The following is a 25,503-nucleotide window of genomic DNA, read 5'->3' on the forward strand; positions in this document are numbered from 1 at the left end:
CGCGGGTCACCACAGTCCAAGCCATGGAGGAAGCACCCATGTACGTTCAGTCCTATCTGTTCTTCAGCGGCCGCTGCGAGGAAGCCCTGGGTTACTACGAGAAGCACCTCGGCGCCAAGATCCACGCGAAGATGCGCTACGGCGACGCACCGCCCGATCAACGCCCGAACTCGGACGCAGTCGCCGACCACATCATGTACAGCGACTTCAGCATAGGCGACACCGTGCTGATGGCGTCCGACGATTGCGTCAATGCAGACACGAAATTCCAGGGCTTTTCGCTTTCGCTCACCGTCGAGAGCAAGGACGAAGCCGATCGCGCCTTCAACGCACTGGCTGATGGCGGCCAGGTGCATGCGCCACTGGCTCCGTCATTCTTTTCGCCCTACTTCGGCATGGTGGTCGACCGTTTCGGCATCAGCTGGATGGTGATCATCCCGGGGCAGCAGTAGGGAGATAAGGTCATGCGCTTCATGCTGCTGATGCTGCCCGCAGGCCACTGCGATGCCGCGCCCGATGCCAAGCCAAGCGCCGCAGCGGTCGAGAAAATGATGCGCTTCAACAAGGCACTGCAGGAGGCCGGCGTGCTACTTGCCCTGGACGGCCTGCATCCGCCTTCGGCCGGCGTACGCGTAAGCTCCGTCAACGGCAAAGCGAAGATCGTCGACGGCCCGTTTGCCGAGGCCAAGGAAGTGGTTGGCGGCTATTGGATGATCGACGTGGCTTCGCGCGACGAAGCGGTGGCATGGGCGACCCGTTGTCCGCTCAACCCGGGTGATACGGTCGAAATCCGCCAGGTGTTCGAACTGGCGGATTTCCCGGCTGACGGGCGCAAAGTGGCCGAAGACTTGCAGCAGCCAACGGCCTGATGTGCCGACATGAACTTGCGCCGCGCCCAGGCAAGTGCTGTGATCGGTGGCTATGACGGCCACCGACATCCATCGAACCATCGAAGCGGTATGGCGCATCGAATCGGCGCGTCTGATTGCCGGCCTCGCGCGCATGGTGCGCGACGTGGGGCTGGCCGAGGAGCTGGCGCAGGACGCCTTGGTGACCGCGCTGGAGCGCTGGCCGCAAAGCGGCGTACCGGACAATCCTGGCGCTTGGCTGATGACAGCCGCCAAGCACCGCGCCATCGACCAGCTGCGGCGCAAGAAGCTGATCGAGCGCAAACATGAGGCCCTCGTCTACGAAGCGGAAGGCGAAGCCGAGGACGGCAAGTCGGAGCTGGAAAGCATGCTCGACGACGACATCGGCGACGACCTGCTCAGGCTGATCTTCACGGCCTGCCATCCGGTGCTTTCCGCCGAGGCGCGCGCGGCACTCACCCTGCGCCTGCTCGGCGGCCTGACCACGGACGAAATCGCACGCGCCTTCCTGGTGCCGGAGCCGACCATTTCGCAACGCATCGTGCGCGCCAAGCGCACGCTGGCGGAAAAGCGCATTCCCTTCGAAATGCCTCGCGGCGAAGAGCGCATCGAGCGGCTCGCCTCCGTGCTTGAGGTGATCTACCTGATCTTCAACGAAGGCTATGCGGCCACTTCGGGCGATGACTGGATACGCCCGGAACTGTGCAACGAAGCCATGCGTGTGGGACGCGTGCTGGCTGGCCTTGCGCCGCAGGAACCGGAAGTGCTGGGCTTGATGGCGCTGATGGAAATCCAGGCCTCGCGCCTGCGTGCGCGCACCACGCCGGCAGGCGAACCCATTCTGCTGCCGGACCAGGATCGCAGCCGCTGGGATCCGCTACTGATCCGCCGCGGGCTGGCCGCGCTGGAACGCGCGGAAAAACTGGGTGGCACGCCGCGTGGGCCTTATGTCCTGCAAGCGGCCATAGCCGCCTGCCATGCCCGTGCGCGCACCTCCGACGCCACGGATTGGCAGCGCATCGCCACGCTATACGCCGAGCTGACACAGGTGTTGCCGTCGCCGATCGTCGAACTCAATCGTGCCGTCGCAGTAGCGATGGCATCCGGGCCGGCGGCCGGACTTGCGCTGGTCGACGCGTTGGCGGATGAACCGCTGCTGCGCAACTATCACTTGCTGCCCAGTGTGCGTGGCGATCTGCTTAGCCGCCTGGAACGGCATGCCGAGGCGCGCGATGAGTTCGAGCGCGCGGCTGCGCTGACGCGCAATGGACGGGAACGAACCTTCTTGCAACAGCGCGCCGCCGCCAGCGCGCAAGCCGCGCGCCATCCGTAGGCTGGGATGACAATCCCAGCATTTGCGGATCAAGCGCGTTGTGACGACATTCCCTCAAGCGCAGGCTCTTTCACCCGCAACACGCTCACTCCCGCCACCAGCAAACTGGCGCCACCGAGCACCAGCGCATAGATCGGCTGCCCGTGGAAAAACACGCGCAGCAACACGCCCAGCACGCTGGCGGCAAGCAACTGCGGGATCACCACGAAGAAATTGAAGATGCCCATATAGACACCCATCTTCTCCGCCGGCAGATTGTCCGACAGCAGCGCATACGGCAGGGAAAGGATCGACGCCCAGGCAAAACCCACGCCCACCATCGGCAGCAACAGCCAATGCGGATCGCGGATCAACAGGAACGAAACCAGTCCCGCGCCGCCCAGCCACAAGTTGACCAGGTGACTGATGCGCAGCCCCCAACAACGTACCATCCAGGGAATCACCAGTGCCGCGATTGCGGCAAAGCCGTTGTAGGCCGCGAACAGCACGCCCACCCAATTGGCGCCATTGTTGTAGGCCGCCGATTGCGGATCGCTGCTGCCGAAGTGAACTTGCGCAACGCCGGCCGTGGTGTAGATCCACATCGCGAACATCGCGAACCAGGAAAAGAACTGCACCAGCGCCAGACGACGCATGGCGGGCGGCATCGTGTGCATGTCCGTCATCACCTGCGTAAACATGCCGCTTCCCCGCGCGACGCTCAGCCACAATTGCGAGAGCCCAAAGGCCGCCAGTCCACCGGCCAACAGGTACAGCTCGTGCTCCAGACCGTACTTGTGCACGAGCCAGCCACCCAGCAGCCCGGCCAGCAGCCAGATCAGGCCATGCGCTCGCGCGCTAGCGCGCTCCACCCGCGCCGGCTCCGACTTCACCGCGTCATCGAACTCGTGCAGTTGCTCGGGCGGGTATTCCCGGGTGGACAGCACCGTCCACAAGACCGAACCGAGCAACACCACAGCACCAACATAGAACGCGTCGCGTACCGTGGCGGGAATGCCGCCGGGGCCAGCCACATTGCTCACGCCCAGATGCGCGAGCAGATACGGCAGCAGCGACGCAACCACCGCGCCCAGGCCAATGAAAAAACTCTGCATCGCATAGCCGAGCGGCCGCTGCCCGGTCGGCAGCTGGTCGCCGACGAACGCGCGGAACGGCTCCATCGACACGTTGATTGATGCATCCATCACCCAAAGCAACACCGCCGCGATCCATAGCAGTCCCGAGTTGGGCATCCACAGCAAGGCCAGCGTGGTCAGCACGGCGCCCGCCAGGAAATAGGGCCGCCGCCGACCAAGCCGTCCCCAGGTGCGATCGGACGCATAGCCGATCAGCGGCTGCACGATCAGCCCGGTGAACGGCGCGGCGATCCACAGCATGGGAATGTCACCCACGCTCGCCCCCAAGGTCTGGAAGATGCGGCTGACATTGGCGTTCTGCAGCGCAAAGGCGAATTGGATGCCCAGAAAACCGAAGCACATGTTCCAGATTTGCCAGAACGACAAACTCGGTTTGCGATTCATGGCGTACCTGTCGCAGGTGTGATGATCAGATCGCCGACGCGCGCATCGTTGAGCGGCCCTTCGCTGCCCCCCTTGCCGCCGGTGTAGTGCGCGAAATGGCTGAGATCGCTCATGTTGAAGCCTTGCTCCAGCTCGAAGCGGCAGGTCGCACCGGCCTTCGCCGCAACCACGCCGTAACTGGATGACTGCTCACCTACGCTATGCGGCATCACTATCGGCACACGTTGCGGTGCCTCGTTGCCACAGTGCATCACCAGCATTTTCACCGCCGCGGTCACGCCGGTATTGACCGGTCCGTGGTTGTTTTCATAGCGCAGCCATACCCGGTAGCGGCCCGTGGCGGGCGCGACCCACGTGCGCGGCCAGCTATCGTCGATCGCCACCGGTTCGCCACCGCAAACCGTCGGGCTATGCAGCGATTCGAGACCATGCTCGTCCACCCGCGTCACGCTTACGCACGGTGGCTTCGCCCCTTGTGCGATGTAAGTGCCGCCATCGATGCTGCCCACGCGCTGCCCGTCCGCATACAGCACCACTTTGCCATCCTCCTCCACCCGCCAGCCCTTGTTGTCTTTATCGATGGCAGGCGCGTCGGGAGATATGGGCGCGTATAGCGGCGCGCCAGTACGCAGGGGCAGCGAGGGCTGGTCGATGGCTTTTAGCGTCACCACCGTTTCGCTACCTCGCTGCTTGATAGTGTCGGCTATCAGCAGATTGCCCCGCAGCTTGTGTGGCAAGCGCAGCGTGATGGTCCGCTCAGGGCCGTGCAGACTGATGCTGTCTCTATCGCCGAACAAGGTCGGCACCAGGGAAGTTGGCAGTTTCGGCTCGATGCGCCCATCCGCGGCGAGACCGAACACGCCTTCGCTCACCAGGTCCAGGTAGGCAGCCACGGACCACAGCTGCCGCGGCGAATCGACCACCGGGCCGCTGAGCTTGCCATCATCCACATGGGTAGCCTGGGTGACCAGTTCATAGTTCTCCATGTTGGAACCGCTCATGGCGACGCCGCGCATGATGGAACGCAGCTCATGGGCGATGCGCGCCGGATCGTTCACGGCACGGGCGGCGCGCAGCGCATAAGCGCTCACGAACGGCCAGATGGCGCGGTTGTGATAGATCGGCTGATCGCTGCGTTCGGGCCAGATCACCGGGCTGCCCGCCTGCCAGGTGGGGTAGTTGGCCAAGGCGATGCGCGCGCTTTCGCCTTCGGCTATGCCACTGGTGATTACCAGGGCGGTGCCGAGCAGATCGTAGGTATCGTAAGGCGTGCCGTCGCCACCGATGTAGCTCATGTACATGCCGCGATCCGCGCGCCAGAAGCGTGCATTGATGGCGCTCTTCAGCGCGGCGGCTTGCTCTTCGTAGTGCTTCGCCTTGGCGGCATCCTGATGTTCTTTTGCCAGTCGCACGGCCAGCTGCAGCGCCTGGTAGTGCAAGACATTGGTGGACAGCGCAAACGACTGGGCAATGAACACCACGTTGCTCGCCGTCCATGCCGGGTAGGTTTGCTCGCGCCAATCCAGGAACGAGGTTTCACCGCGATACAGTCCCAACCCCGGATCGAACGCATACTGCCGATCCTGTGCCAGCGTGTCGTTCAACGCTTTGTACACGTCGGCGGCAAAGGCCTTGTCATCGAGCAGATGCTGCGCCCCCAGGAACCACACCACGCGGTCGGTGCTGATCGGCCAGCTACCGCCCGAGCCGGTGTCCTGCATCACGTACCGCCCTTGCGGCTGGGCCGGATCGCGCACATCCGACAGCTTGAAGCTCAAGCCGTTGCGCGAACGCTGCGGATCGAATTTCCACAGCCCCAGGTCGATGGAATAAGACAGATCGCGCGTCCACACGTATGGCCATTCCGCGCCGGTCTCGAAGCAGGTGCAGGGGATCGGCTGGCCGTTGTCGAACGCGCCGTCACGGATGGCGGTGACCGAATCCTGCGTCAGCTCGTCCTGCGCCAGGGCGAACAGGCCGTCGAACATGGGGCTGGCGGTTTCCGCGTGCATGCGCTGTGCGCCGATGTCGCGCCTGCCGAACGGGCCGGTCAATGTAAAGCGTCCGTCTTTGGCCACGCTCATATGCGCCTCAAGTCCGCGCCACGCGATCTCGTCGCGCCATACGTCTCCTTGGGCGCCTGCGGCCAGGGCCGCCATCATTACAACGCTCAGCATGCACACTCCGCGGATAGGTGACTCATAACCGATTATGGCGATGGCATAGGTAGGCTGGGATGAAATCCCAGCCTCGGGAAGCCAGCCTGGTAGCTGGGATTGTCATCCCAGCCTCCGCTGCCGTTCAATGCGAACCGGCCGCTCGCAACACCACGTGTCGCGCCCTCGCCGCTGCGAGCCGCAGCAACGTCACCTCGCCATAGCGATCGTGACCAACCGCCCAGCCCTCGCCCTTGGCCGCCTGCAGGGCGTCCGCATTCGCATAAGGCTTGAGCGCTCCTACGCGGGTAGCAGCCACGCCATGCACTTTCACCAGGTAGTACTTCAACGCGGGCTTGTAACTGCCGTGCGGCGCTTCGATGCCCAATTCCGCGTCATCGCCGCGACGTTGCGTAGTCAGTCGCTGCGAGTAGAACACGCCATGTTCATAGGCATAGGTGTCGCCGTCATCGTCGTAGTAGTCCAAGTGTGTGGCGCGCTCGGCGGGAAATACGTCCACCGTAAGTTCGGTGACAGGCTTTTCCCCTACGTAGTCCATCGCCGGCTGGGTGGGAATGATCGCCCCGTCGCGAACGAACAGCGGAATGTCATCCCAGGTCTGGCTGTCCACCGCGTAATGGATGGTCTGACCGCCCTGGTAGCGCTTGCCGGTGAAGTAGTCCGTCCATTCGCCTGCCGGCAGGTAGATCTCTTTGTCCGTCTGGCCTTTTCCCACCACCGGCGACACCAGCAGCCCTTCGCCGAACATCCAGGCATCCACGTCATCGCGCACCTGGCTGTCGTCCGGATAGTCGAAGCTGAGCGGCCGCACGATGCCGACGCCATCGGCGGTGGCGGCACGCTCATAACTGTAGATGTACGGAATCAAGCTATAGCGCAAGCGCATCGCGTCGGTCGCAGCCTTTTCGGCGACCGGTCCATAGACCCATGGCTGGCGCTTTTCGCCCAGCGTGCCGTGCACGCGGAAGATCGGCACGAAGGCGGCAAATTCGATCCAGCGCGCGTAGTTCTCGTTGTCCGGATGGCCTTTGAAACCGCCACTGTCCATGCCCCACTTCATCTCGCCCACGTCGATGGCGCTGAGCATGCGCTGGCGCTGTGCCGCCATGCTGTCGAAGCCGGTATCGATGTCACCCGACCATAGGCCATAGGCGTAACGCTGCGCGCCGAGGTAGAAGTCGCGATTGATCGACCATACACGGGTTGGCGTATAGGCGCGCTGCCCTTCATACAGCGCACGCTGCATATTGAGGAATTGCGTATTGCTGTTGGTATCGTCCGCCTCGTCGTTCCACCAGCCGACGATGCCGGTATCGAAAGAGTGCTTCAGCGCGTCGTTGAAAAACCACTCGCGCGCCGCAGCCCGGTCGAAGTCCACCTCGCGCACCGGTTTCAGCGAAAAGTAGTCCATGTTCTGTGGACGACTCGCTGCCCACAGGCCATGCGCCTCGACATAGCGCCCTTCCACCGTATCGACGTGGATGCGCGGTTTCATGATGCCGGTCATGTGCATGCCGAGCTGGTCCATCTCCTTCTTCAGCTGGCCATTGGAGCCACCGGGAAACTTGCTCTCGTTCCAGCGGAATTCGCCATAGTTGTCCTCGCCCCACGCCTTCCAGTCGAAGTCGAAGGTGAAGTTGTCGATGGGGATATGCCGGCTGCGGTAGCCATGCACGATGGCCAGCAACTCCTGCTGGTCGATGCCCCACTGGCTGTTGGTGAAGCCCATCGCCCATTTCGGGAACAACGGCGGCGCACCGCTGAGGGTGGCGAGCGCAGCGAAGATCTGTGGCGGAGTGCCGGCAATCACGTCATAGCTGACGTCCTCGCGACGGATGCCGCTGACGTCGATACGCCCATCGGCCAGATCGAACTTCGCGCCGACGGTGTCCACTAGCACGCCGTAACCCCGCGTGCTCCACACGAAGGGACCACCCGGATAGCCCTGCTCGCCGGCCTTCGCGATCTGTACGCCATGGCGCAGCAGCCCACCCTTGGCAGGCTCGAAGGCGTCATAGCCGCCGATGCCGTACAGCGGATCGCCGGCAGCATGTTGTAGATCGATGTGACGATCCATCAGCGTGGCCGGATCCGTCTGTACCAGCACGTGCCCTTGCGCGTCGGCGATACTGAGTCGTCCGGTCGGCTTGTCCCAGGTTGCGGTCAGCTCGCCGCTGGCCACGGACGCCGTGCTCGCTGTGGTGCGGACGCGCAGGTTGGCAAGGGTATCGCGCGAGCCATGCGGGTCCATCACGATGCCGGGACGCGTACTCACGCCATGCGGCATAGCATGGATCTGCACCACGTTCGGGGCGACGAAACGCACGCTGATGCGGTCGTTGCCAGCTTTAAGCTCGATGCCGCGTGTGTCCGCGTGATCGAGCTGGAAGCTTGGCGGGGTTTGCTCGGCGAAGGCCGAGCACGACATGGAAGCGATCAGCAGGCCGTAGAAGGCCAAATTACGCAGGGTTGTCATCCACCCATCCTTTCCTGTTGCAAAGTAGCTGGCATGCACGAGCCGCCCGACTATACCCATACTTCGCCGGCGCGGGGGACAATTGGCATGCCAGCTTTTTCATGCATGGGGCATCACGATGCTGGGATTACATCCCAGCCTACTGCAGGATCACGGTGGCGTAGGCCGGCAGAGTCAGTTTCCCATCGGCCAGGACGGCCCCACCCTCCCTCTGCAGCAGTACAGAGCTAACGTGCGCCTCACTCCCCAGTTCGAGCACTCGCGGCTCGCGCGACAGGTTGTGCACGACCAGCACACGCGATTGCGCATCCTCTAGCGTGTACGCCAATACATGCGGATCGGCGGCTGGCACGTCGTGCAATACGCCATCGCGCAACGCGCTCACTTGCTTGCGCCAGCTGATCAGCTTGCGATACAGGTTCAGCAGCGAAGCGGGATCGGCTTCCTGCGCTTGAACCGAGACGGTCGAGTCGTCCGTGCTGCTCCAATCCTTCCAGCTGGCCGTGCCCTGCCCTTTGCCGTTGCGATACCAGCGCATCGGTTCGCGGATGTCCTCGTCGGGCTTGCTGCCCTGCATGCCCAGCTCTTCGCCGTAATAGATGAAGGGATGGCCGGGCAGCGTAAGCAGCAGCGAGGCCGCGATGCGCATATGCAGCATGTTGTCGTCGAGCTGGCTCATCACGCGTTCCTGGTCGTGATTGGACAGGAACGGTGCATCGTCGAACGCGCCGTTCGCATGCTTGCGATACGCCGCATAGGTGTATTCGAGCCCACGGCCGATGCCGAGGTTGCGCTCCTGGGTCACGCTCTCGATCAACTGCGTGGCGAGCGGGAAATCGAACACGGCGTTCAAGGGGCCCAGGTACGGGTTCAGGTCATCCGGATTCTGTCGTGCCACCTCGCCGACCAGCCATACGTGGGGATTAGTCGCTTCCAGCGCGCGACGATATTCGGCCCACCAGCGCACGTTCTTTTGCAGCGCGATCGGATCGCTCATGTCCGTGCGCAGGTCGTCGTAGATGTGCTGCGCGGCATCCAGGCGGAAACCATCCACGCCCTGCCGCAGCCAGAACCGGCCTACGTCGATCATGGCTTTGCGGACGGCTGGATGATCGTAATTGAGGTCCGGCATGGCGGCGGTAAACGTGCCCTCGTAGTAAGCACCGTTCGATGCGCGATGCCAGGCCGGGCCGCCAACCGCGCTGATGGCCTTCAGGTCCGTACCCGGCTTGGCCCACAGGTACCAGTCGTGGTGCGGGTCCTTGGGATCCAGTGCCGCCTTGAACCAGGGGTGCTGGTCGGAGGTGTGGTTGATCACCATGTCCATCACCACCTGGATGCCGCGCTTGTGCGCCTCGGCCAGCAGCTTCTTGAAATCGCGCAGCGTGCCGTACTGCGGATTGATGCCCTCGTAATCGGTGATGTCGTAGCCGTGGTAGCTAGGCGATGGGTTGATCGGCATCAACCAGATGCCGCTCACGCCCAGCGACTTGATGTAATCGAGTTTGGCGGTGACGCCATTGAGATCGCCGATGCCATCGCCGTTACTATCGTAGAAGGCACGGACGAAGATCTCGTAATAGACGCCGGATGCCTGCGCAGCCGGCTTGGCCGGTGCTTTTTCTTGCGCCAAGGATGGCACCGACAGCAGCGCCAGCGCCGCAGCCACTGCGAAGGAACGTAGAACCGTTCTGAACTTGAACATAAGTTCGCCCTCCCGGGGATGGAGTGTCGTCGTCGCGGCACGGCCGCGCAACAGTCGGGAAAGCGACGAAGGCGAATCGGCTCACGCCTGGAAAAGGACCCGGCTCCCCAATCGTCAACGGAGCCGGGCCGGGGGAGTGTTACAGCTGGAAGTTCACGCCCAGGTAGCTGGTACGGCCGAAGTACTGGATCGTGCCGGTCTGCTGCGGATTGCCGCCGAAATAGGTCTTGGTCGGCTGGTTGCTCAGGTTGAGCATCTGGTAGACGACGCTGAACTGCTTGGTGATGTTGTAGGCCGCCTGGAAGTCGTACACGGTTTCCGAGGCAAACGTCACCAACTGGTTGGTCACTGCAATCTGCGTGTTGGAGAGGAACGACGAACGATAATTGGCCGAGAGGCGCGCCGAGAACGTGCCGTTGTCGTAGAACACCGCCGCACTGGCCACGCGCTTGGACAGGCCTGGCAGACCGATGTAAGTGGTGGGACCAGCCAGGGTGGTCGCGTTGCGCACGTTGCTCTTGGTGTACGCAAAGTTCGCATCGAAGCCCAGGCCCGACCAGATGCCCGGCAGGAAGTGCGTCTTGGTGAAAGAAGCTTCCACGCCGCGCAGATCGCCGCCCTTGGCGTTGTACGAGGTCTGGTATTGGCCGTTCAAGTACGGCTTGCCGGTGCTCGGATCGGTCGGCACGGTAATGCCCGCCGAGGCGAAGTCGAAGTTGTTGTAGGTGACGTTCTCGATGAACGAGTTGATCTTCTTGAAGAACACGCCGGCCGTCACCGCACCGGTGGAATCATCGAAGTAATGCTCATAATCCAGATCGTACTGCTGCGCGCGCAGCGGGTTCAGCAGCGGGCTAGTGCCGCCCCACACGTTGTACTGGCCAGCCGATACCCACGAACCAGCACCGGCCAGCATGGTGTTGATCGGCGGACGCGACAGCACTTTCGCCGCGGCAAAGCGCATCTGATCCTGATCCGTCAAGTGGTAGATCAGGTTCATCGACGGTAGATAGTCGGTATAGGTCTTGCCCGACTTGATCGGCGCATAGTCCATGCTGCTCTTGCCGTTGCCATCGACAATCAGCACGCCCGCACCGTTACCGACCTGCTGCAGGCCGTAGCTGTACTGCGATTGACGCGACACACGCACGCCCACGTTGCCGGTCAGCTCGTGACCGAACACCTGCGCGTCGAGATCACCCATCACGAACACGTCGCGGGTCTTTTCGTTGACTGAGCCGCTCTGGATTTCCGACCAGCTCTGGTCGGTGATGTTCTTCACCGGATTGGCAACGATGCCATGCGCGGCGAGGATGGCCGGGCCGTTGAGGGTCAGGAAGCAGGGGAAGCCGCTGAATTTGCCTTTCCAGCAGGTGACCTGAGCGGCCGAGGAAGGAATGCTCAGCGGCGGCTCGCCGGGAACGGGCGAAGTGTTCCACTCCGAACCGTAGACGTAGACCTCGCGATCCGCATTGTAAGTATGGTTATTGGCGTAGACACCCGCTTCGATCGCCGAAAACACCGGGTTGTTCGGCAGGTCGTACTGCACGCTGGTGCGGAAAGCCTTGTCGCGGTCGTGGTAGATGTAGGGATACACACCATAACGCGACAGACCCATGTCGTTGAGGTTGGTGTAGAGGCCCGGATTGGCCATCGACACGTCACCGATATTGCGACCCTTGAACAGGAAGTTGGTCGACTGCGCCATCAGCTGCGGATTGCTGGTACCCAGGCCCGTATAGGGATCGGCCGTGGTATCGACGTTGATTTCGTGGCTGCTGGCATGCGACATCGAGATGTCGGAATCGATGTGCCAGTTGTCGTGGTTCCACTTCAGATTCAGGCCGCCGGAGAACACATCGGTGTTGGTGGTGTAGTTGTCAGCCGTGGTTTCGTTGGAGAACTGATTGCCACCGACGCCGGCAGGATTAGTGGCCACCGTGCCGCCGATCACCGTACCCAGTGAACTGAGCACGGGATTGGTGATCTGCGCGTTGTTACCGTAGAAATTCTGCGAGCGCAGACCGTAACCGAATGAGCTGTTGTTGAACTTCGAGAAGAAGGTGTCCGCCGTCAGCTGCAGCTCCTTGGTCGGACGCCACACCACCGTGCCCAGATAGCCGCGGCGACGCTCTTCGCCGCCGTTCTGCTGCAACTGGTAGCCTTCCGGCAGATAGGCCGTCTGCGATGAGTCTTTATTCAATTTGTACAGGCCGCCATCCGACGCCTCGCCCACGAACTGCTCGGATACATGCGGCTGATACATGTCCGCAAAGCCCAGGCCGACACCCAGAGTGTTGTCCAGGAACTTGCCCTGGTAGGCAACGCTCAGGCGATAGCCGACCGGATTGGCGCCCGGCACGTCGTGAGCCTGGCCGTCATAGCTGCCACGCGCGTCGATGTTGAGCGACTGGTCCTTGCTGTTTTCCAGCGGATTGGCCGTCTGCAGCGCAATAGTGCCAGCCACGCCGCCGGTGACCAGCGAGGCCTGCGAGGTCTTGTATACCGTCGCCATGTTGATCAGCTCCGACGGATACTGATCGAACTGGATGTAGTTGGTGCCGCTGGTGGAAGGCTGTTCGCGGCCATCCAGCGTGGTCTGGATGAAGTCGCCCGACAAGCCACGGATGTTGATCTGCGAGGCCTGGCCGGCGATGCGCTCGGCGGAAACGCCCGGCAGATGCGTCAGCGAGTCGGCAATGGACTGGTCCGGCAGACCGCCGATGTCGGCAGCGGTCACTACGCTCTGGATGGTGTCGGCATAGCGCTGATAGTCGATCGACTTCTCGACACTGCTGCTGAAGCCGGTCACCGTCACGGTGGACAGGCTCTTGGCCAGCTCCTGCTGGCTCTTCGGATTGGTGGTGGCCTGGCTGGTGCTGGCCGTGTTGGTCTGCTGCGAGGTGCCGGCTGCAGTCTGTGCGCCAGTGTCATCCGTCGCTGCTTGCACGCCGAAAGCCATGGTGAGACCGGCCGCAGCAAGAGCCATCACCAGCAAATTACGCTTGAGTATCACGAGTCCCCTCCCCAAAATTCATTTCTTGTAATCGCCTCTTGTCGGCCGCCGACGCTTAGCTTCGCGGTACGGTCGGCGCCCACGCAGACGGACGAATCCGACGGCGTGAGTGGATGGTAGGGCGCGTTTTTCCAAGCAGACCACATCCTGCATACGTATTCATACCTTGCCCTGGTCAGCTGTCATCGCAGCGCAACATGCGCGACCCGCTTGCGCGCACTACTACGCTGAAACGGCGGGAAACGCGGGCATTACGCCATTTTTACGCAGTGCCCGAGCGCACTGCCTGGCGACGAGGTTTTTTTCGCCGCGCCGTCGATGCCGCAACCGCAGCACGAATGAATACGTATGCAAGCCCTGCGAGCAATCCAAGCCTCGCGACTAAGCTGCACCACGCCAACAGCTTTGCTTGCCTGCCCAGGGCGCGTTAGCCTGAAACCCGGGCAACGGGCGGATAGCCTTCGCTTAAGGAAAAAAAGCAGGGCCGGCGAGTTTCGGCTTTATCCAAGGAAAGCGTTTCCAATGACCGATGCATCCTGGTGGCGCGGCGCCGTCATCTATCAGATCTATCCACGCAGTTTTCTGGATACCAACGGCGACGGCGTGGGCGACCTGCCGGGCATCATCCAGCAGCTGGACTACGTGGCGAGCCTGGGCGTGGATGCGATCTGGGTCGCGCCGTTCTTCCGTTCGCCGATGGCCGATTTCGGCTATGACATTGCCGATTACCGCGACGTCGACCCGCTGTTCGGCACGCTTCAGGATTTCGATCGACTGCTCGCCAAGGCACACGGCCTGGGCTTGAAGGTGATGATCGACCAGGTGCTCAGCCACACCTCCGACCAGCATGCCTGGTTCAAGGAAAGCCGCCAGAACACAGACAACGCAAAGGCCGACTGGTATGTGTGGGCGGACGCCAAGCCCGATGGCAGCCCGCCCAATAACTGGCTATCGATCTTCGGCGGCTCGGCGTGGCAATGGGAGCCGCGGCGCGGCCAATACTATCTGCACAACTTCCTCGCCTCGCAGCCGGATCTCAATTTCCACAATCCGGCCGTGCGCGCGGCCGTGCTCGACAACGTGCGCTTCTGGCTGGACAAGGGCGTGGATGGCTTGCGGCTGGATGCGATCAATTTCTGCTTCCACGACCGGCAGCTGCGCGACAACCCACCCAAGCCGAAGGAAAAGCGCGTGGGCCGTGGCTTCAGCCCGGATAATCCGTACGCCTTCCAATACCACCTGTACAACAATACGCAGCCGGAAAACCTGGATTTCCTGTGTGATTTACGCGCCCTGCTCGACCGCTATCCGAGCGCGGTAACGCTCGGCGAGATATCCTCGGAAGATTCGCTGGCAACGATGGCCCAATACACGCGCGGCCAGCGCCTGCACATGGGCTATAGCTTCGAATTGCTCAGCAGCGACTACAGCGCCGGGTACATTCGCCAGACTGTGGCGCAACTGGAGGCACAGGTAAGCGAAGGCTGGCCGTGCTGGGCCATTTCCAACCACGACGTGGAACGCGTGCTTACACGCTGGGGCAACGGCAATGCCTCGCCACGCCTGGCCAACTTGCTCACCGCCATGCTGTGCTCGCTGCGTGGCTCGGTATGCGTGTACCAGGGCGAAGAGCTTGGCCTTACCGAAGCGGAACTGCCGTTCGAATCCCTGCGCGATCCCTACGGCATCACCTTCTGGCCCACCTTCAAGGGTCGCGATGGCTGCCGTACGCCGATGCCCTGGAATGACGGCCCCTTCGCAGGTTTCAGCTCGGCGCCGCCATGGCTGCCGATCGACGAAGCGCACAAGACCTTGGCCGTGACGCATCAGGAAGCGGACGCGAACTCGGTGCTGCATGGCTTCCGCCGCTTCATGCGATGGCGCGCCGCGCAACCTGCGCTGCGGCAGGGCGACATCCGTTTGCTGGATTTGCCCGAGCCGATCCTGGCCTTCGTTCGCAAGCATGGCTCCGAGCAGGTGCTGGCAGCGTTCAACCTCGGCAAGCACCCGCAAGCGGTGCCCCTGGCCGGATTCGATGCCGCCACGCCGCTGGACGGGCATGGCTTGCAGCAAGGCGCATTGCGCAATGGGCAACTGGAGTTGCCCGGGCATGGGGTGCTATTCGCGCGCATCCCGTAACACGAGGCTGGGATGACCTTCCCAGCCGACAAGCCCTGAATCAACCCGTCCCGCTTAAACCTATAAAAATCAAACTACTTAGCATTTCTAATTCACATTGTCGTCACGTTTCCAAGCCTAGAATTTCACACGTAGTCCTCAATTCTAGGAACCGGGGCCAATTCCTTTGATAGTCACGCGGCGCCTCCCGTCCGGCGCCCGATGAAAGCGTGATGTAACGACCGCTGCCCGGGCCGGCTGCTTGGCGCCCGACAATTTCCACAAGCTTGGCGGCGGCATGGTTTTCCTTGGCAGCACTTCGCCGGTCATCCCGTTCGTGCCGTTCCTCACGGAGAGAGCCGCCATGCATCGCCTAGAAAGTCTGCATGCTACCCACGCACCGTTCGCACCTTCGGTGGAAGACCAGGTTTCCAATGGATTGCGCCTGCCGAATCTTCGATATCCCTGGGCGAGCGCGTGCTCCCCGCATGCACCGTTCGTGGAAGCACGCATGCAGCAATGGCTGCTGCAGCATGGGCTGATTCCCAACGAGCGTTACCGCGCCCGCATTGCGCAGGCCAAATTAGGCTGGCTCGCCGCGCGCTGCCATCCGTATGCGTCGCTGGAGCGACTGCAGACCATTGCCAATTTCTATGCCTGGTATTTCCTGGTCGACGACTGGTTCGTCGGCCAGACCGAGAAAGTGTCGGCCTATACCATTTCCAACCTCACCGCGGTCATCGATGTGCTCGACATCGGCCGCGTCGGCAACGAACCGGTGTATGGCGAGACCGCCTGGATGGACCTGTGCCGGCAATTGCGGCTGAGCATGTCCGATCCCCAGTTTGAGCGTTTTGCGCATGCCATGCATCTGTGGGTAGGGATGGCCGGCCTGCGCATGCTGGAGCATTCGCATGCGCGCGCACCGCGCGCGCATCGGCACGAAGCCATCCTGCGCCATGCCGGAGGCCTTTACCCCTGCCTGTATCTGATCGATTTTGGCAACGGCCTGCCGCTGCCGCAGGAAGAATACGATCAGGCCAACGTGCAGCAATTGCGCCGTCACACCAATCGCATCGTGTGCTGGAGCAGCGACGTGCAACACCTGGGCATGGACGTACGCCAGTCGGCTCCGCATCGAAACACGGTTTCGCTGTATGCCAGCCAGGGCTATACGCTGCAGCGTAGCGTGGATCGTGTGAGTGAGCGCATCCGCAGCGAGATCGACGCCTTCATCTGCACGGCCAGCGGGGTGAGAGAAAGCGCCGGCCCCGCCTTGTCCGCCTACATCCGTGGACTGAAGCATTGGATGAGCGGCTATCGGGACTGGCTGGGCTCGCAGCCCGGCACCCAGGCCTTTACTGGACCGGACACGGCGATCAAGGCCTGGTAATTCCACGCGTCGACATCGTTCACGCCGCCGCCCCAAAGGGGGCCGGCGATTGCGAATGTAACCAAAAGTCGACTCGCTGAAAGCTAACGTGGTTAAAATCTCGTGGTTCGGCCGGGCGCTCGCATCCCCCCGCCCGGGCGGCAGCGTTCGGCTTGAAGAACGTCCGCCCTGCGACGCGTCTCCCTGTCCCCGCAGCTTGCGTGCTCCCAAGCGCGCACGGCGAGGTCATTGCGGCCGGAGTCCGACACCACCGAGGAACAAGCTTTTGAATACAGCGAACGAGACGGCAGCACGAAGCAACCCAGGCGTGAGCGGCATGAGCCTGTACGTACCCCGCCCCCGCGTATCCCTGCGCGACTGGTGCGAATGGACGGGCAACTCCTGGGATAAGGTTCAGGCCGTGGTCGGCCGCAGCTTCCGTCAGCCGGCGGCGTATGAAGACGCCTACACCATGGCCGCCACCGCCGTGCTGCGCTTGATCCGCCAGTACAACATCGACCCGCGCAACGTCGGCCAGCTGGCGCTCGGCACCGAAAGCAGCAAGGACAACTCCGCCGGTGCGGTGATCGTGCGCGGCATGGTAGATCGCGAGCTGGAACGCTTGGGGCTGCCGCGCCTTTCGCGCCAGCTGGAAGTGCCGGAATTCAAGCACGCCTGCCTGGGCGGCGTATATGCGCTGAAGAGCGCGCTGCGCTACGTGGCGTTCGACGCCAACGGCCGCCAGGCGATCGTGGTGTGCAGCGACATCGCCGCCTACGAGCGCGGCTCCAGCGGCGAGCAGACGCAAGGCGCTGGCGCGGTGGCGATGCTGGTGGAAGCGCAGCCGAAGATGTTCGAAGTGGACCTGGCCCACGCCGGCAGCGCCTCGGACTACCGCGGCCCCGATTTCCGCAAGCCGTTCCTGCGCCACTTCCATCACGAATACGGTCAACGTCACCGTCGCCTGCACGATTTCCCGATCTTCAGCGGCAAGTACTCCACCTTCGCCTACCTGGACGAAGTGGGCCAGGCCACCGACGCCATGATCCAACGACTGGGCATGGCGGATCTGGATTTCCTCAACGGCGCCGGCGGGCTGTTCTTCCACCGCCCGTACCACATGATGCCGCTGCAGGCCCTGGCCTTCATCTATGCCCGCGCGCTGGCACGCGCGCCGCAGCCCCACGCCGACTTCCGGGCCTTGTGCGAGCAGGCTGGCGTATCGCCGGAAGGCGTAGTGGCCGAATGCCGCAACACGCCGGACCTGTATGGCGAGTTCGTGCGCCAGGGCGCGCATGCCGACGCCGCCCAGGATGCCCACCCGCTCACTACCAAGCTGTCCGGCCTGGTGCGCAAGAGTGCCGCGTTCCAGCAATTGCTGGCTACGCGCGTAAACCTGGGCACCGATTGGGCCATGGAGCTGGGCAATCTCTACACCGCCGCGTTGCCAGCATGGATCGCCGCCGGCTTCGAACAGGCGCTGGAAGACCAGGTCGAATGGACCAACGCCAAGCTGTATGCCATCGGCTATGGCAGTGGCGACGCATCCGAAGCGATCCCGCTGCGCGTGGTGCCGGGCTGGCGCGAAGCGGCGGCGAAGATCGGCTTCCGCGCAGCACTGGCCGAATCCACCGACCTCACCCGTGAGCAGTACGAAGCCTTGCACGATGGCCACGACGTAGCGCTCGACCGCCCTCCCACCAACCAGTTCGTGATCGCGCGTACCGGCGATACGTACGAGGCGGCGTTCCAGGACCTGGGCGTGGATTACTACGACTACGCCCAGTGATCTTCCCCCTCGCCGGGATACGTAGGCTGGGATGACCATCCCAGCTTACGTGCAGTGGCGCGATGCTGGGATTTCATCCCAGCCTACAATGGATCCCGTCAGCCAATTAAGTTCAGCAGGCGGGGAATGTTCAAGCTCAAAGGCATATTGTCACTGCAGCTGGGCGACCAGGCGCTGGCTGGCGCCGATCGCATCGCCCTGCTGGCGAAGATCGAACAGACCGGCTCCATCACCGCCGCTGCGCGCGCGTGCGGCATGAGTTACAAAGGGGCATGGGATGCGATCGACGCCATCAACAATCTGGCGGACGAGCCCCTGGTGATGCGCGCGGCCGGTGGCAAGGGTGGCGGCGGCACGCATCTCACCGAACGCGGCCGGCGCCTGGTCGAAACCTTTGCGGCGCTGGAAGAGGTGCATCGACGTTTTCTCGAACAATTCGAGAACCTCACCGACGCTTCCGCCGCCGACATCCAGCTGATCAGGAGCCTTATGTTCCGCACCAGCGCACGCAATCAGTTTTCCGGCCGAGTCACGGCGATCCACAAGGGCGTGGTCAATGACACCGTGGAGCTTCAGTTGCCCGGCGGCGAACGGGTGGTCGCCAATCTGACCTGCGAGAGCACGGAAAATCTCGGCTTGAAGGTCGGCAGCGAGGCCATCGCCCTGATCAAGGCTTCCTCAGTGTTGCTGGCCCTGCCCGAAGAGGGCATGCGGCTATCGGCACGCAATCAATTTCCCGGTGCGGTCGTGCAGGTCATCGAAGGGCCGGTGAATGCCGACGTACGGGTACGGCTCTCCGGCGGCAACGTGATGGCTGCAGTCGTTACCACGGAAAGCGTGTCCCAGCTGGGCCTGAAGGAAGGGACCCCCGTGCTGGCTGTCGTGAAAGCCTCCAGCGTGATGCTCGGGACTACTCGCTAAGAGGACGCCCGCGGCTGCCAAAACCGTCATAAGCGCGGCCCGCCAACCGTCATATACTCAACTACATAACGCCAGGCTGGGGAGCCCGGCGATCGATCACTTTGGGACGGGGTACTGGCATGACGAAGCAACGGGCCCTTGCCGCCGCCATGGTTGGACTGCTCGCGGCGTGCGGCGTGGCGCACGCCGATGGCGACATCTTCAGCAACGGCCATGTGGACGGCGATTTGCGCCTCTACAACTTCAACCGCCTCTACGCCAGCAAGACCGTACCGAACGCCAGCGCGTTCTCCACCGGCGCCCTGATCAACGCGCAAACCGGCAGCTTCCTCACCGGCTTCAGCGTCGGCGGGACGTTCGCAACGGTCAACTCCTTCGGTACGCATTCGAACAACCCGGCGAAGATCGACACCACGCTCGCCGGCCCCAACAACTCGATCGGCACCTTTGCCCAAGCCTATCTGCAATACCAGCACGACATGTTCCTGTTTCGCGGCGGCTATCAATACCTCGCCGACGATCCGTGGATGGGCAACAACGATTCGCGCGTCATTCCTTCCTCGTACAACGCGCTGAAGCTGCAGATCACGCCACTGCGCGGCTGGAACGTGTTCGCGCTGCGTGAATACAGCTGGAAGAGCCGCACTTCCCCCGGCATGTATCCGGACAACCTGTACTACCCGTCCAAATACGACGGCGATTCGATGTACGGCAACAACGGCTCCCTCCCGCTGCACGCGCGTTCCGCACCGGGCACTTGGGAGGGCGGCACTACCTACGTCCACGGCGGGCTGAGCGCGCAGCTGCGCTATTACGATTTCATCCATTTCGCCCGCACCGTGTATGCAGTAGGCAGCTACGTGTTCGATACCGGTTCGGGCTTCGATCCCGTTATCGGCGCGCAATACCTGGTGCAAAACGACGGATCGGACAACCGCTTCACCGAAACGGGCACCAAGCTTTTCGGCGTGGCGGGAACACACGTGAAGAGTCGAGCCATCGGCGGCGACCTCGGCGTGGTAATTCCCAATGGCCGCTTTGACATTTACTACAACAAGCTGGCGCGCGAAGCCGGCGCGGTGGGCGGCGGCGCGGCAATTTCGCCATACACCATGAACTACGGCTCCGATCCGCTGTTCACCACTTCGATGATCCGCGGCCTGGTCGAAACCGGCCCGGGTCATGCGTGGAAAGGCAAATTCACCTACGACCTGCTCGACAAGAAACTGGAACTTACCGCCGCCTACGCAAAGTATCTGACGTATTACCGCGGCAACAGCCACAACTTGTATTTCGACGTGATCTATCACCTGGACGGCGCCCTCAAGGGCTTGACGCTGCGCGACCGCTGGGAACTCTCCAACGGCGGCGTCGACAATCTCAATCCGACCAACCAGAGCTTCGTCTACAACCGCCTGATGCTCGACTACAAGTTCTAACGCAGGCGTAGGCTGGGATGACATCCCAGCTATCTATATGGCTTCCTGATGCTGGGATTGTCATCCCAGCCTACGAATGAAGCGTCCGTGAAGCGGCCATGGGTACCGCCTTCCTTTTACTCGATGCCGGCGCCTATGATCGCCCCAACATTTTCGCGGAGCCAAGCATGCGCGCCATTCTGATCGTCCTGGGACTCGTGCTGCTGGCCGGCGGCCTGTGGGTCGTATTCGGCCACGGCAGCTATTCGCAAACCGACACCTTGGTGCAGATCGGCTCGGCCAAGCTCACCGCCACCCATGACAAGGCGATTCCGTCATGGATGGGCATCGGCGGTATCGTGGTGGGCGCGCTACTGGCAGCGGGTGGTCTGTTTTCGAAGCGCTGAACGCCATTGCTCCTCTTGGGGGACACCCACAGCGATGGCCTGCGGAAGCAGCCCGGAAGTGCTGCCTGAAGGGCGGGCGGCTGGATACACGGCCAATCGCCAACGAGGAACCTGATGTGCACGGGATGCCGCGGTTGAAGGAGCGATCAATCCTTCCCGCGGTCCGTGCCTTCCTTCCGGCGGAACCGCGTTCCTACGGTTCCTTGAATCGCAGGGAGTTGAAGAAAGTCTCCGCGGCATCCTGAGGCATGTCCGAGCTTGACCGGACGACCAGTTCAACCGCCAGGTTCTTTCGTATCAGCACTCGCGTTTCCATGCTCAGGTTTTTCGACGAATAGATCTCCTGCCTACCCCAGGCACCTTCATAGGAGACCCGATGCAGGGGATGAATCGAAGCATTCTGCGCGCCGCCCTGAAAGTGCCCGCTTATGCTCGTTTCCTGTCCCGCAAGAAATGCTTTCGCTATCTCATCGCTATAGTCGGCGTGGCGTTGAAGAAGAACGAAGCCATAAATCAAACCATCTTTGGCGCAGCCATACTGAAAGGCGTCCGCACCTGATTGGTTGGATGACCCGAGCAGTTGCGGCGCACAGGGAAAGGACAACGTGACAGGTACGGAATTCTCCGCGACCTGGTGCCAGCCGGCAGGGGCGGGCTTGTAGTGCTCCTGGGCCGCGGGAACCTCGGCCCACTTTGCGTTGATTTGTGCAATAAGACTCATTGCCTCATCGCGGGTCACGGCCAATGACTGGGTGGCAAATAGCGCCAGCGCAACAATCAGACAGGCAAGTTTGGTTTTTCGCATCGGGAAGGTTGGCACGGCCATTTTGCCTGGATCTCTCATATTGAAAGGGAACAGGAACCATTACAAATGTCTTGGCAGCATGGCTACCCACGATGCCGGGACGATATGAGTGCCGGCCGCAACATCGACACAAGCAGGAAGCTGGCCCTTACTCCCCCTGACAATGCCGGGCTCAGCCATTCCCCGCCAAAAAGCGGTACCCCACTCCCGGCTCCGTCTTCAGCCAGCGCGGCGTCGCCGGATCGTCCCCCAGCTTCTGCCGCAATTTGCCGAGCACGATGCGCAGGTAGTGGGTGTCGTGCACATGCGTGCCGCCCCAGATCTCGCGCAACAACTGCTGCTGGCTCACCACGCGGCCGGCGTGAAGCACCAACATCGCCAGTACCGCGTACTCCTTGCGCGTGAGCGCAAGCGGTTCGCCGTCCAGCGTCACCTCGCGCAAGCCCAGGTCGATATGCAGGCGATCGTCCTGATAGCGCGGCAGGGCTTCGGTGCTCGCGCCCGTGGCGCGATTGCGCAGCAAGGCGCGCAAGCGCGCCATCAACTCCTGGATGCCGAACGGCTTGGTCATGTAGTCGTTCGCGCCCGAGTCCAGTGCTTTTACCTTTTCCTTTTCCGCATCGCGCACCGAAAGCATCAGCACCGGCACCTGCGTCCATTGGCGCAATTCGGCCAGCACTTCGTGGCCTTCACGATCGGGCAAGCCGATATCCAGGATCACCAGGTCGGGACTGCGGGTGGCCGCGAGCGCCAGGCCCTCGGCGGCGTTGGCCGCCAGCAGCACGTCGTAACCCTCGGCGCGCAAACCGATGTCGAGGAATTTGCGGATCTGCGTTTCGTCATCGATGACCAGGACGCAGGGAGTGGCGGCTGTCATGGCGATGGCGGCGTCGGCAAGGGAAGACTGATGCGAATGGTGGTGCCTGCGCCATCGCCCGGCAAGGCTTCCACGCTGCCGCCGTGCGCACCGATCATGCCGCGGCAGATCGCAAGCCCGAGGCCGGTACCCTGCGGTGCGCGATCGCCGCGCGACACCGAATAGAACATGTCGAAGATACGTGCGCGTTCTTCTTCGGGAATACCCGGGCCGCGGTCGACCACGTCGATGAACAGCCGATCCCCCGCCACGCGCACGACCACGCGCACGGCTTCACCGGGCGGCGAAAAACGCGCCGCGTTCTCCAGGATATTGAACAACGCCTGCTCGATCAGGGCTGGATGCACGAACAGCAAGACGGTTTCGTCGGGCAGTGTGGTATCCACACGCAACTCCGGAAACAGCTTGCGCATGCGCGTGATGGCCGAGGCGACAATCTCGGCCGAATCGGTCCAGTCGCGGTTGAGCTTGAGCGTACCGTGGCCCAGGCGCGTCATGTCGAGCAGATTCTGGATATAGCGGTCAAGCCGCTGGCCCTCGCCGAGGATGGCATCGAGCAATTCCTGGCGCTCGTTGGCAGGAAGCTGCTCCCAATAATTGGACAGCGTACCGGCGGAGCCGATCATCGAAGCCAGTGGCGAGCGCAGGTCGTGCGACACGGAGGAGAGCAGCGCATTGCGCAAGCGCTCGGTTTCGCCTTGCACGCGCGCGCCTTCCAGTTCGGAAGCGAGCCGCGCACGTTCCAGGGCTTGGCCGATATCCTGCACCATCGCCAGCGCGAGGCTGCGCCGGTCGATATCCGGCGACACCCCGCTTTCGAAGTGCAACGCCGCCACGCCAAGGTGATGATCTTCGCTACCCAGCGGCAGCATCCAGCAACGGGCGGCATTGAGCGTATCGGTATAGCGTCCGGCCGGCTCGACATGCTGTTCGCACCATTCGGCCGCTGCCATATCCTGCGTAGTCAGCGTAAGCGTGCGCGAACTGTTGGCCGCGACCTGCAGGCGGTGCTCCACGTCGCGCGAAAGGATGGCCACGTCGCAGCGCAGGGCGTGCGCCAGGGCCGCGCCGCCCACATTACGGATGCCGTCCGCGTCGGTGCTGGCGGAAAGGCGCTGCCCCAGCGTCAGTAACGCGTGGGAATAGTCATGTGCGGCACGCAGTGATTCCACCTGGCTGGCGAGGCGGGTCGCCAGGCGGCTGCAGATGAGCGCAGCCGCGAAAAACAGCGTCACCGCCAGCAGGTCGTCGGAATTGGCGATGGCCAGGGTGTAGCGTGGCGGCGCGAAAAAGAAGTTGTAGCCGAGAAAACACATGGTTGCGGTGTAAACCGCCACCACCATGCGTGTGCGCACCGCCACGATCATCACGGCGATGAGGAAAATCAGGGCGAGATTGGCTACCGACAGATAGCGGTCGGCGATAAAGGACAATCCGATCGCGATGACCGTGACCACGCTGGCGAAAATGTATTCGTCGCGCCGTCCGTACATCGGCATCAGGCGCAAGCGCTTGCGCGCACGCACGCGCTCGGCCGGCGTGGCGATGATGGTCAGTTCGAGATGCGCCCCACGGCGTAGCAGTTGCTGGGTGAGCGAACGGCCCAGCATGCGCGCGATCAGCCGCTCGCGCGTGCGGCCCAGGATGATCTGGCCGACGCCTTCGCGGTCGGCATGCACCAGCAACTCATCGGCAATGGCATGGCCACGCAAGATCATCGCGTCACCACCCAGGCGGCGTGCAAGCCGCATCGCCGTATCGATGCGCTCTCGGCGTGCGTCGTCCAGGGCAGCGCCAGTGTCCACGAAAACCACAGTCCACGGCGCACCGCGACGCTCGGCAATGCGGCGCGCGACGCGCACCAGGTATTCGCTTTGCGAGTGGCCGTCGATGGCGGCCATCACCCGGCGCCGCACCGGCATCTTGCCGCCGCGCGCCAGCATGTGTTCGCGCAAGTCGTTGTCGACGTGGCCGGCGACGGTATCCACGGCCAGTTCGCGCAGGGCTGCCAGATTGGTGGGCGAGAAGAACGCATCCAGCGCGGCGGCTGCGGTTTCGGGCACGTAGACCTTGCCTTGCCGCAGGCGGTCGATCAGTTCGCGCGGCGGCAAGTCCACCAGCACGATGTCGCGTGCGCGATCAAGCACGGCGTCTGGCACCGTTTCGCGCACGGTGATGCTAGTGATGCGGCGAACCTGGTCGTTGAGGCTTTCCAGGTGCTGCACGTTGAGCGCGGTATAGACCTCAAGGCCGGCATCGAGCAGTTCGGCGATGTCCTGCCAGCGACGCTCGTGCCGGCTGCCGGGTACGTTGCGGTGTGCGAGTTCGTCGACCAGCAGGATGTCCGGCTTGCGCGCCAACGCTGCGTCAACATCGAACTCGGTGAATTCACGCCCCTGATAGCTCAGCGCGAGTCGCGGCAGGATCTCCAGCCCTTCCAGCAGCGCCGCCGTTTCGGTGCGGCCATGGGTTTCCACCAGGCCGACCACGACGTCCACGCCTTGCCGTTTCAATTCGCGCGCAGCGGACAGCATGGCGTAGGTCTTGCCAACGCCCGGTGCTGCACCCAGGAAGATCTTCAATCGGCGGCTGCTTTCTTCCTGCACGACATCGAGCAGGGCGTCGGCGCGGGCGTCACGGGAGGTGTCGGTCATGGGGACATCATAGGCGTGTACTCGCATCCTCGCCGCGATCGGCTCC

17 protein-coding genes are annotated in these 25,503 nt (G+C 62.8%); 9 read left to right on the forward strand and 8 right to left on the reverse strand.

All coding sequences use genetic code 11. From position 1 onward, the window contains the following. The first annotated feature begins 38 nt into the window (after positions 1–38). From QQJ96_RS00470 to QQJ96_RS00480, 3 genes are read left to right on the forward strand one after another with little or no spacing between them, the layout of a single operon-like run. Entirely contained in the window at positions 39–452 is a 414-nt protein-coding gene (locus QQJ96_RS00470) for a VOC family protein (RefSeq protein WP_284329920.1), read from the forward strand. A gap of 12 nt (positions 453–464) precedes the next feature. Then, positions 465–869 (forward strand): YciI family protein, encoded by a 405-nt coding sequence (locus QQJ96_RS00475; protein ID WP_284329921.1) that lies wholly within the window; start codon positions 465–467, stop codon positions 867–869. A 52-nt stretch (positions 870–921) separates the two neighbouring features. Beyond that, positions 922–2,202 carry an RNA polymerase sigma factor gene (locus QQJ96_RS00480; protein ID WP_284329922.1) on the forward strand — a complete coding sequence of 427 codons (1,281 nt, stop codon included), beginning with the start codon at positions 922–924 and terminating at the stop codon, positions 2,200–2,202. Positions 2,203–2,231: 29 nt separating this feature from the next. Here QQJ96_RS00480 and QQJ96_RS00485 read toward each other — a convergent pair whose 3' ends face one another. The 5 genes from QQJ96_RS00485 to QQJ96_RS00505 form a co-directional block, all read right to left on the reverse strand. Further along, positions 2,232–3,722: an MFS transporter gene (locus QQJ96_RS00485; protein ID WP_284329923.1), complete on the reverse strand. Its 1,491-nt coding sequence runs from the start codon at positions 3,720–3,722 to the stop codon at positions 2,232–2,234. Next, positions 3,719–5,899, reverse strand: coding sequence for an alpha-L-rhamnosidase-related protein (locus QQJ96_RS00490; protein WP_284329924.1), 2,181 nt, complete (start codon positions 5,897–5,899; stop codon positions 3,719–3,721). The genes QQJ96_RS00485 and QQJ96_RS00490 overlap by 4 nt, the downstream gene beginning before the upstream one ends. A 124-nt stretch (positions 5,900–6,023) precedes the next feature. Further along, positions 6,024–8,375 (reverse strand): TIM-barrel domain-containing protein, encoded by a 2,352-nt coding sequence (locus QQJ96_RS00495; RefSeq protein WP_284329925.1) that lies wholly within the window; start codon positions 8,373–8,375, stop codon positions 6,024–6,026. Positions 8,376–8,514: 139 nt separating this feature from the next. Continuing rightward, positions 8,515–10,080 (reverse strand): alpha-amylase family glycosyl hydrolase, encoded by a 1,566-nt coding sequence (locus QQJ96_RS00500; RefSeq protein WP_284329926.1) that lies wholly within the window; start codon positions 10,078–10,080, stop codon positions 8,515–8,517. A 139-nt stretch (positions 10,081–10,219) separates the two neighbouring features. After that, positions 10,220–13,096, reverse strand: coding sequence for a TonB-dependent receptor (locus QQJ96_RS00505; RefSeq protein ID WP_284329927.1), 2,877 nt, complete (start codon positions 13,094–13,096; stop codon positions 10,220–10,222). A gap of 522 nt (positions 13,097–13,618) precedes the next feature. Between QQJ96_RS00505 and QQJ96_RS00510 the strand changes: the two genes are divergently transcribed. From QQJ96_RS00510 to QQJ96_RS00535, 6 genes are all read left to right on the forward strand, one after another. Then, entirely contained in the window at positions 13,619–15,235 is a 1,617-nt protein-coding gene (locus QQJ96_RS00510) for an alpha-glucosidase family protein (RefSeq protein WP_284329928.1), read from the forward strand. Between the two features lie 343 nt (positions 15,236–15,578). Beyond that, positions 15,579–16,607 carry a terpene synthase family protein gene (locus tag QQJ96_RS00515; RefSeq protein WP_284329929.1) on the forward strand — a complete coding sequence of 343 codons (1,029 nt, stop codon included), beginning with the start codon at positions 15,579–15,581 and terminating at the stop codon, positions 16,605–16,607. Between the two features lie 307 nt (positions 16,608–16,914). Beyond that, a complete protein-coding gene (locus QQJ96_RS00520) occupies positions 16,915–18,375 on the forward strand; it encodes a hypothetical protein (protein ID WP_284330115.1) in 1,461 nt (486 codons plus the stop codon). Between the two features lie 126 nt (positions 18,376–18,501). Next, complete coding sequence (locus QQJ96_RS00525) at positions 18,502–19,296, forward strand: TOBE domain-containing protein (RefSeq protein ID WP_284329930.1); 795 nt, start codon at positions 18,502–18,504, stop codon at positions 19,294–19,296. A 119-nt stretch (positions 19,297–19,415) separates the two neighbouring features. Next, entirely contained in the window at positions 19,416–20,735 is a 1,320-nt protein-coding gene (locus QQJ96_RS00530; RefSeq protein ID WP_284329931.1) for a hypothetical protein, read from the forward strand. A gap of 167 nt (positions 20,736–20,902) precedes the next feature. Continuing rightward, positions 20,903–21,121 carry a hypothetical protein gene (locus QQJ96_RS00535; RefSeq protein WP_284329933.1) on the forward strand — a complete coding sequence of 73 codons (219 nt, stop codon included), beginning with the start codon at positions 20,903–20,905 and terminating at the stop codon, positions 21,119–21,121. Between the two features lie 193 nt (positions 21,122–21,314). Here QQJ96_RS00535 and QQJ96_RS00540 read toward each other — a convergent pair whose 3' ends face one another. From QQJ96_RS00540 to QQJ96_RS00550, 3 genes are all read right to left on the reverse strand, one after another. Next, positions 21,315–21,947, reverse strand: coding sequence for a hypothetical protein (locus tag QQJ96_RS00540; RefSeq protein ID WP_284329934.1), 633 nt, complete (start codon positions 21,945–21,947; stop codon positions 21,315–21,317). Positions 21,948–22,098: 151 nt separating this feature from the next. Then, positions 22,099–22,803 (reverse strand): response regulator, encoded by a 705-nt coding sequence (locus tag QQJ96_RS00545; protein WP_284329935.1) that lies wholly within the window; start codon positions 22,801–22,803, stop codon positions 22,099–22,101. After that, positions 22,800–25,457, reverse strand: coding sequence for a sensor histidine kinase (locus QQJ96_RS00550; protein WP_284329936.1), 2,658 nt, complete (start codon positions 25,455–25,457; stop codon positions 22,800–22,802). The genes QQJ96_RS00545 and QQJ96_RS00550 overlap by 4 nt, the downstream gene beginning before the upstream one ends. Between the last annotated feature and the right edge of the window lie 46 nt (positions 25,458–25,503).

The organism is Dyella flagellata (genome assembly GCF_030160275.1).
GTDB classification, from domain to species: Bacteria; Pseudomonadota; Gammaproteobacteria; order Xanthomonadales; family Rhodanobacteraceae; genus Dyella_B; species Dyella_B flagellata.

Coding starts and splice junctions, on each gene's coding strand:
- QQJ96_RS00470 (WP_284329920.1), top strand. CDS start 39: ATGTACGTTCAGTCCTATCTGTTCTTCAGCGGCCGCTGCGAGGAAGCC.
- QQJ96_RS00490 (WP_284329924.1), bottom strand. CDS start 5,899: ATGCTGAGCGTTGTAATGATGGCGGCCCTGGCCGCAGGCGCCCAAGGA.
- QQJ96_RS00480 (WP_284329922.1), top strand. CDS start 922: ATGACGGCCACCGACATCCATCGAACCATCGAAGCGGTATGGCGCATC.
- QQJ96_RS00495 (WP_284329925.1), bottom strand. CDS start 8,375: ATGACAACCCTGCGTAATTTGGCCTTCTACGGCCTGCTGATCGCTTCC.
- QQJ96_RS00530 (WP_284329931.1), top strand. CDS start 19,416: ATGACGAAGCAACGGGCCCTTGCCGCCGCCATGGTTGGACTGCTCGCG.
- QQJ96_RS00510 (WP_284329928.1), top strand. CDS start 13,619: ATGACCGATGCATCCTGGTGGCGCGGCGCCGTCATCTATCAGATCTAT.
- QQJ96_RS00525 (WP_284329930.1), top strand. CDS start 18,502: ATGTTCAAGCTCAAAGGCATATTGTCACTGCAGCTGGGCGACCAGGCG.
- QQJ96_RS00515 (WP_284329929.1), top strand. CDS start 15,579: ATGCATCGCCTAGAAAGTCTGCATGCTACCCACGCACCGTTCGCACCT.
- QQJ96_RS00540 (WP_284329934.1), bottom strand. CDS start 21,947: ATGGCCGTGCCAACCTTCCCGATGCGAAAAACCAAACTTGCCTGTCTG.
- QQJ96_RS00550 (WP_284329936.1), bottom strand. CDS start 25,457: ATGACCGACACCTCCCGTGACGCCCGCGCCGACGCCCTGCTCGATGTC.
- QQJ96_RS00485 (WP_284329923.1), bottom strand. CDS start 3,722: ATGAATCGCAAACCGAGTTTGTCGTTCTGGCAAATCTGGAACATGTGC.
- QQJ96_RS00535 (WP_284329933.1), top strand. CDS start 20,903: ATGCGCGCCATTCTGATCGTCCTGGGACTCGTGCTGCTGGCCGGCGGC.
- QQJ96_RS00475 (WP_284329921.1), top strand. CDS start 465: ATGCGCTTCATGCTGCTGATGCTGCCCGCAGGCCACTGCGATGCCGCG.
- QQJ96_RS00500 (WP_284329926.1), bottom strand. CDS start 10,080: ATGTTCAAGTTCAGAACGGTTCTACGTTCCTTCGCAGTGGCTGCGGCG.
- QQJ96_RS00545 (WP_284329935.1), bottom strand. CDS start 22,803: ATGACAGCCGCCACTCCCTGCGTCCTGGTCATCGATGACGAAACGCAG.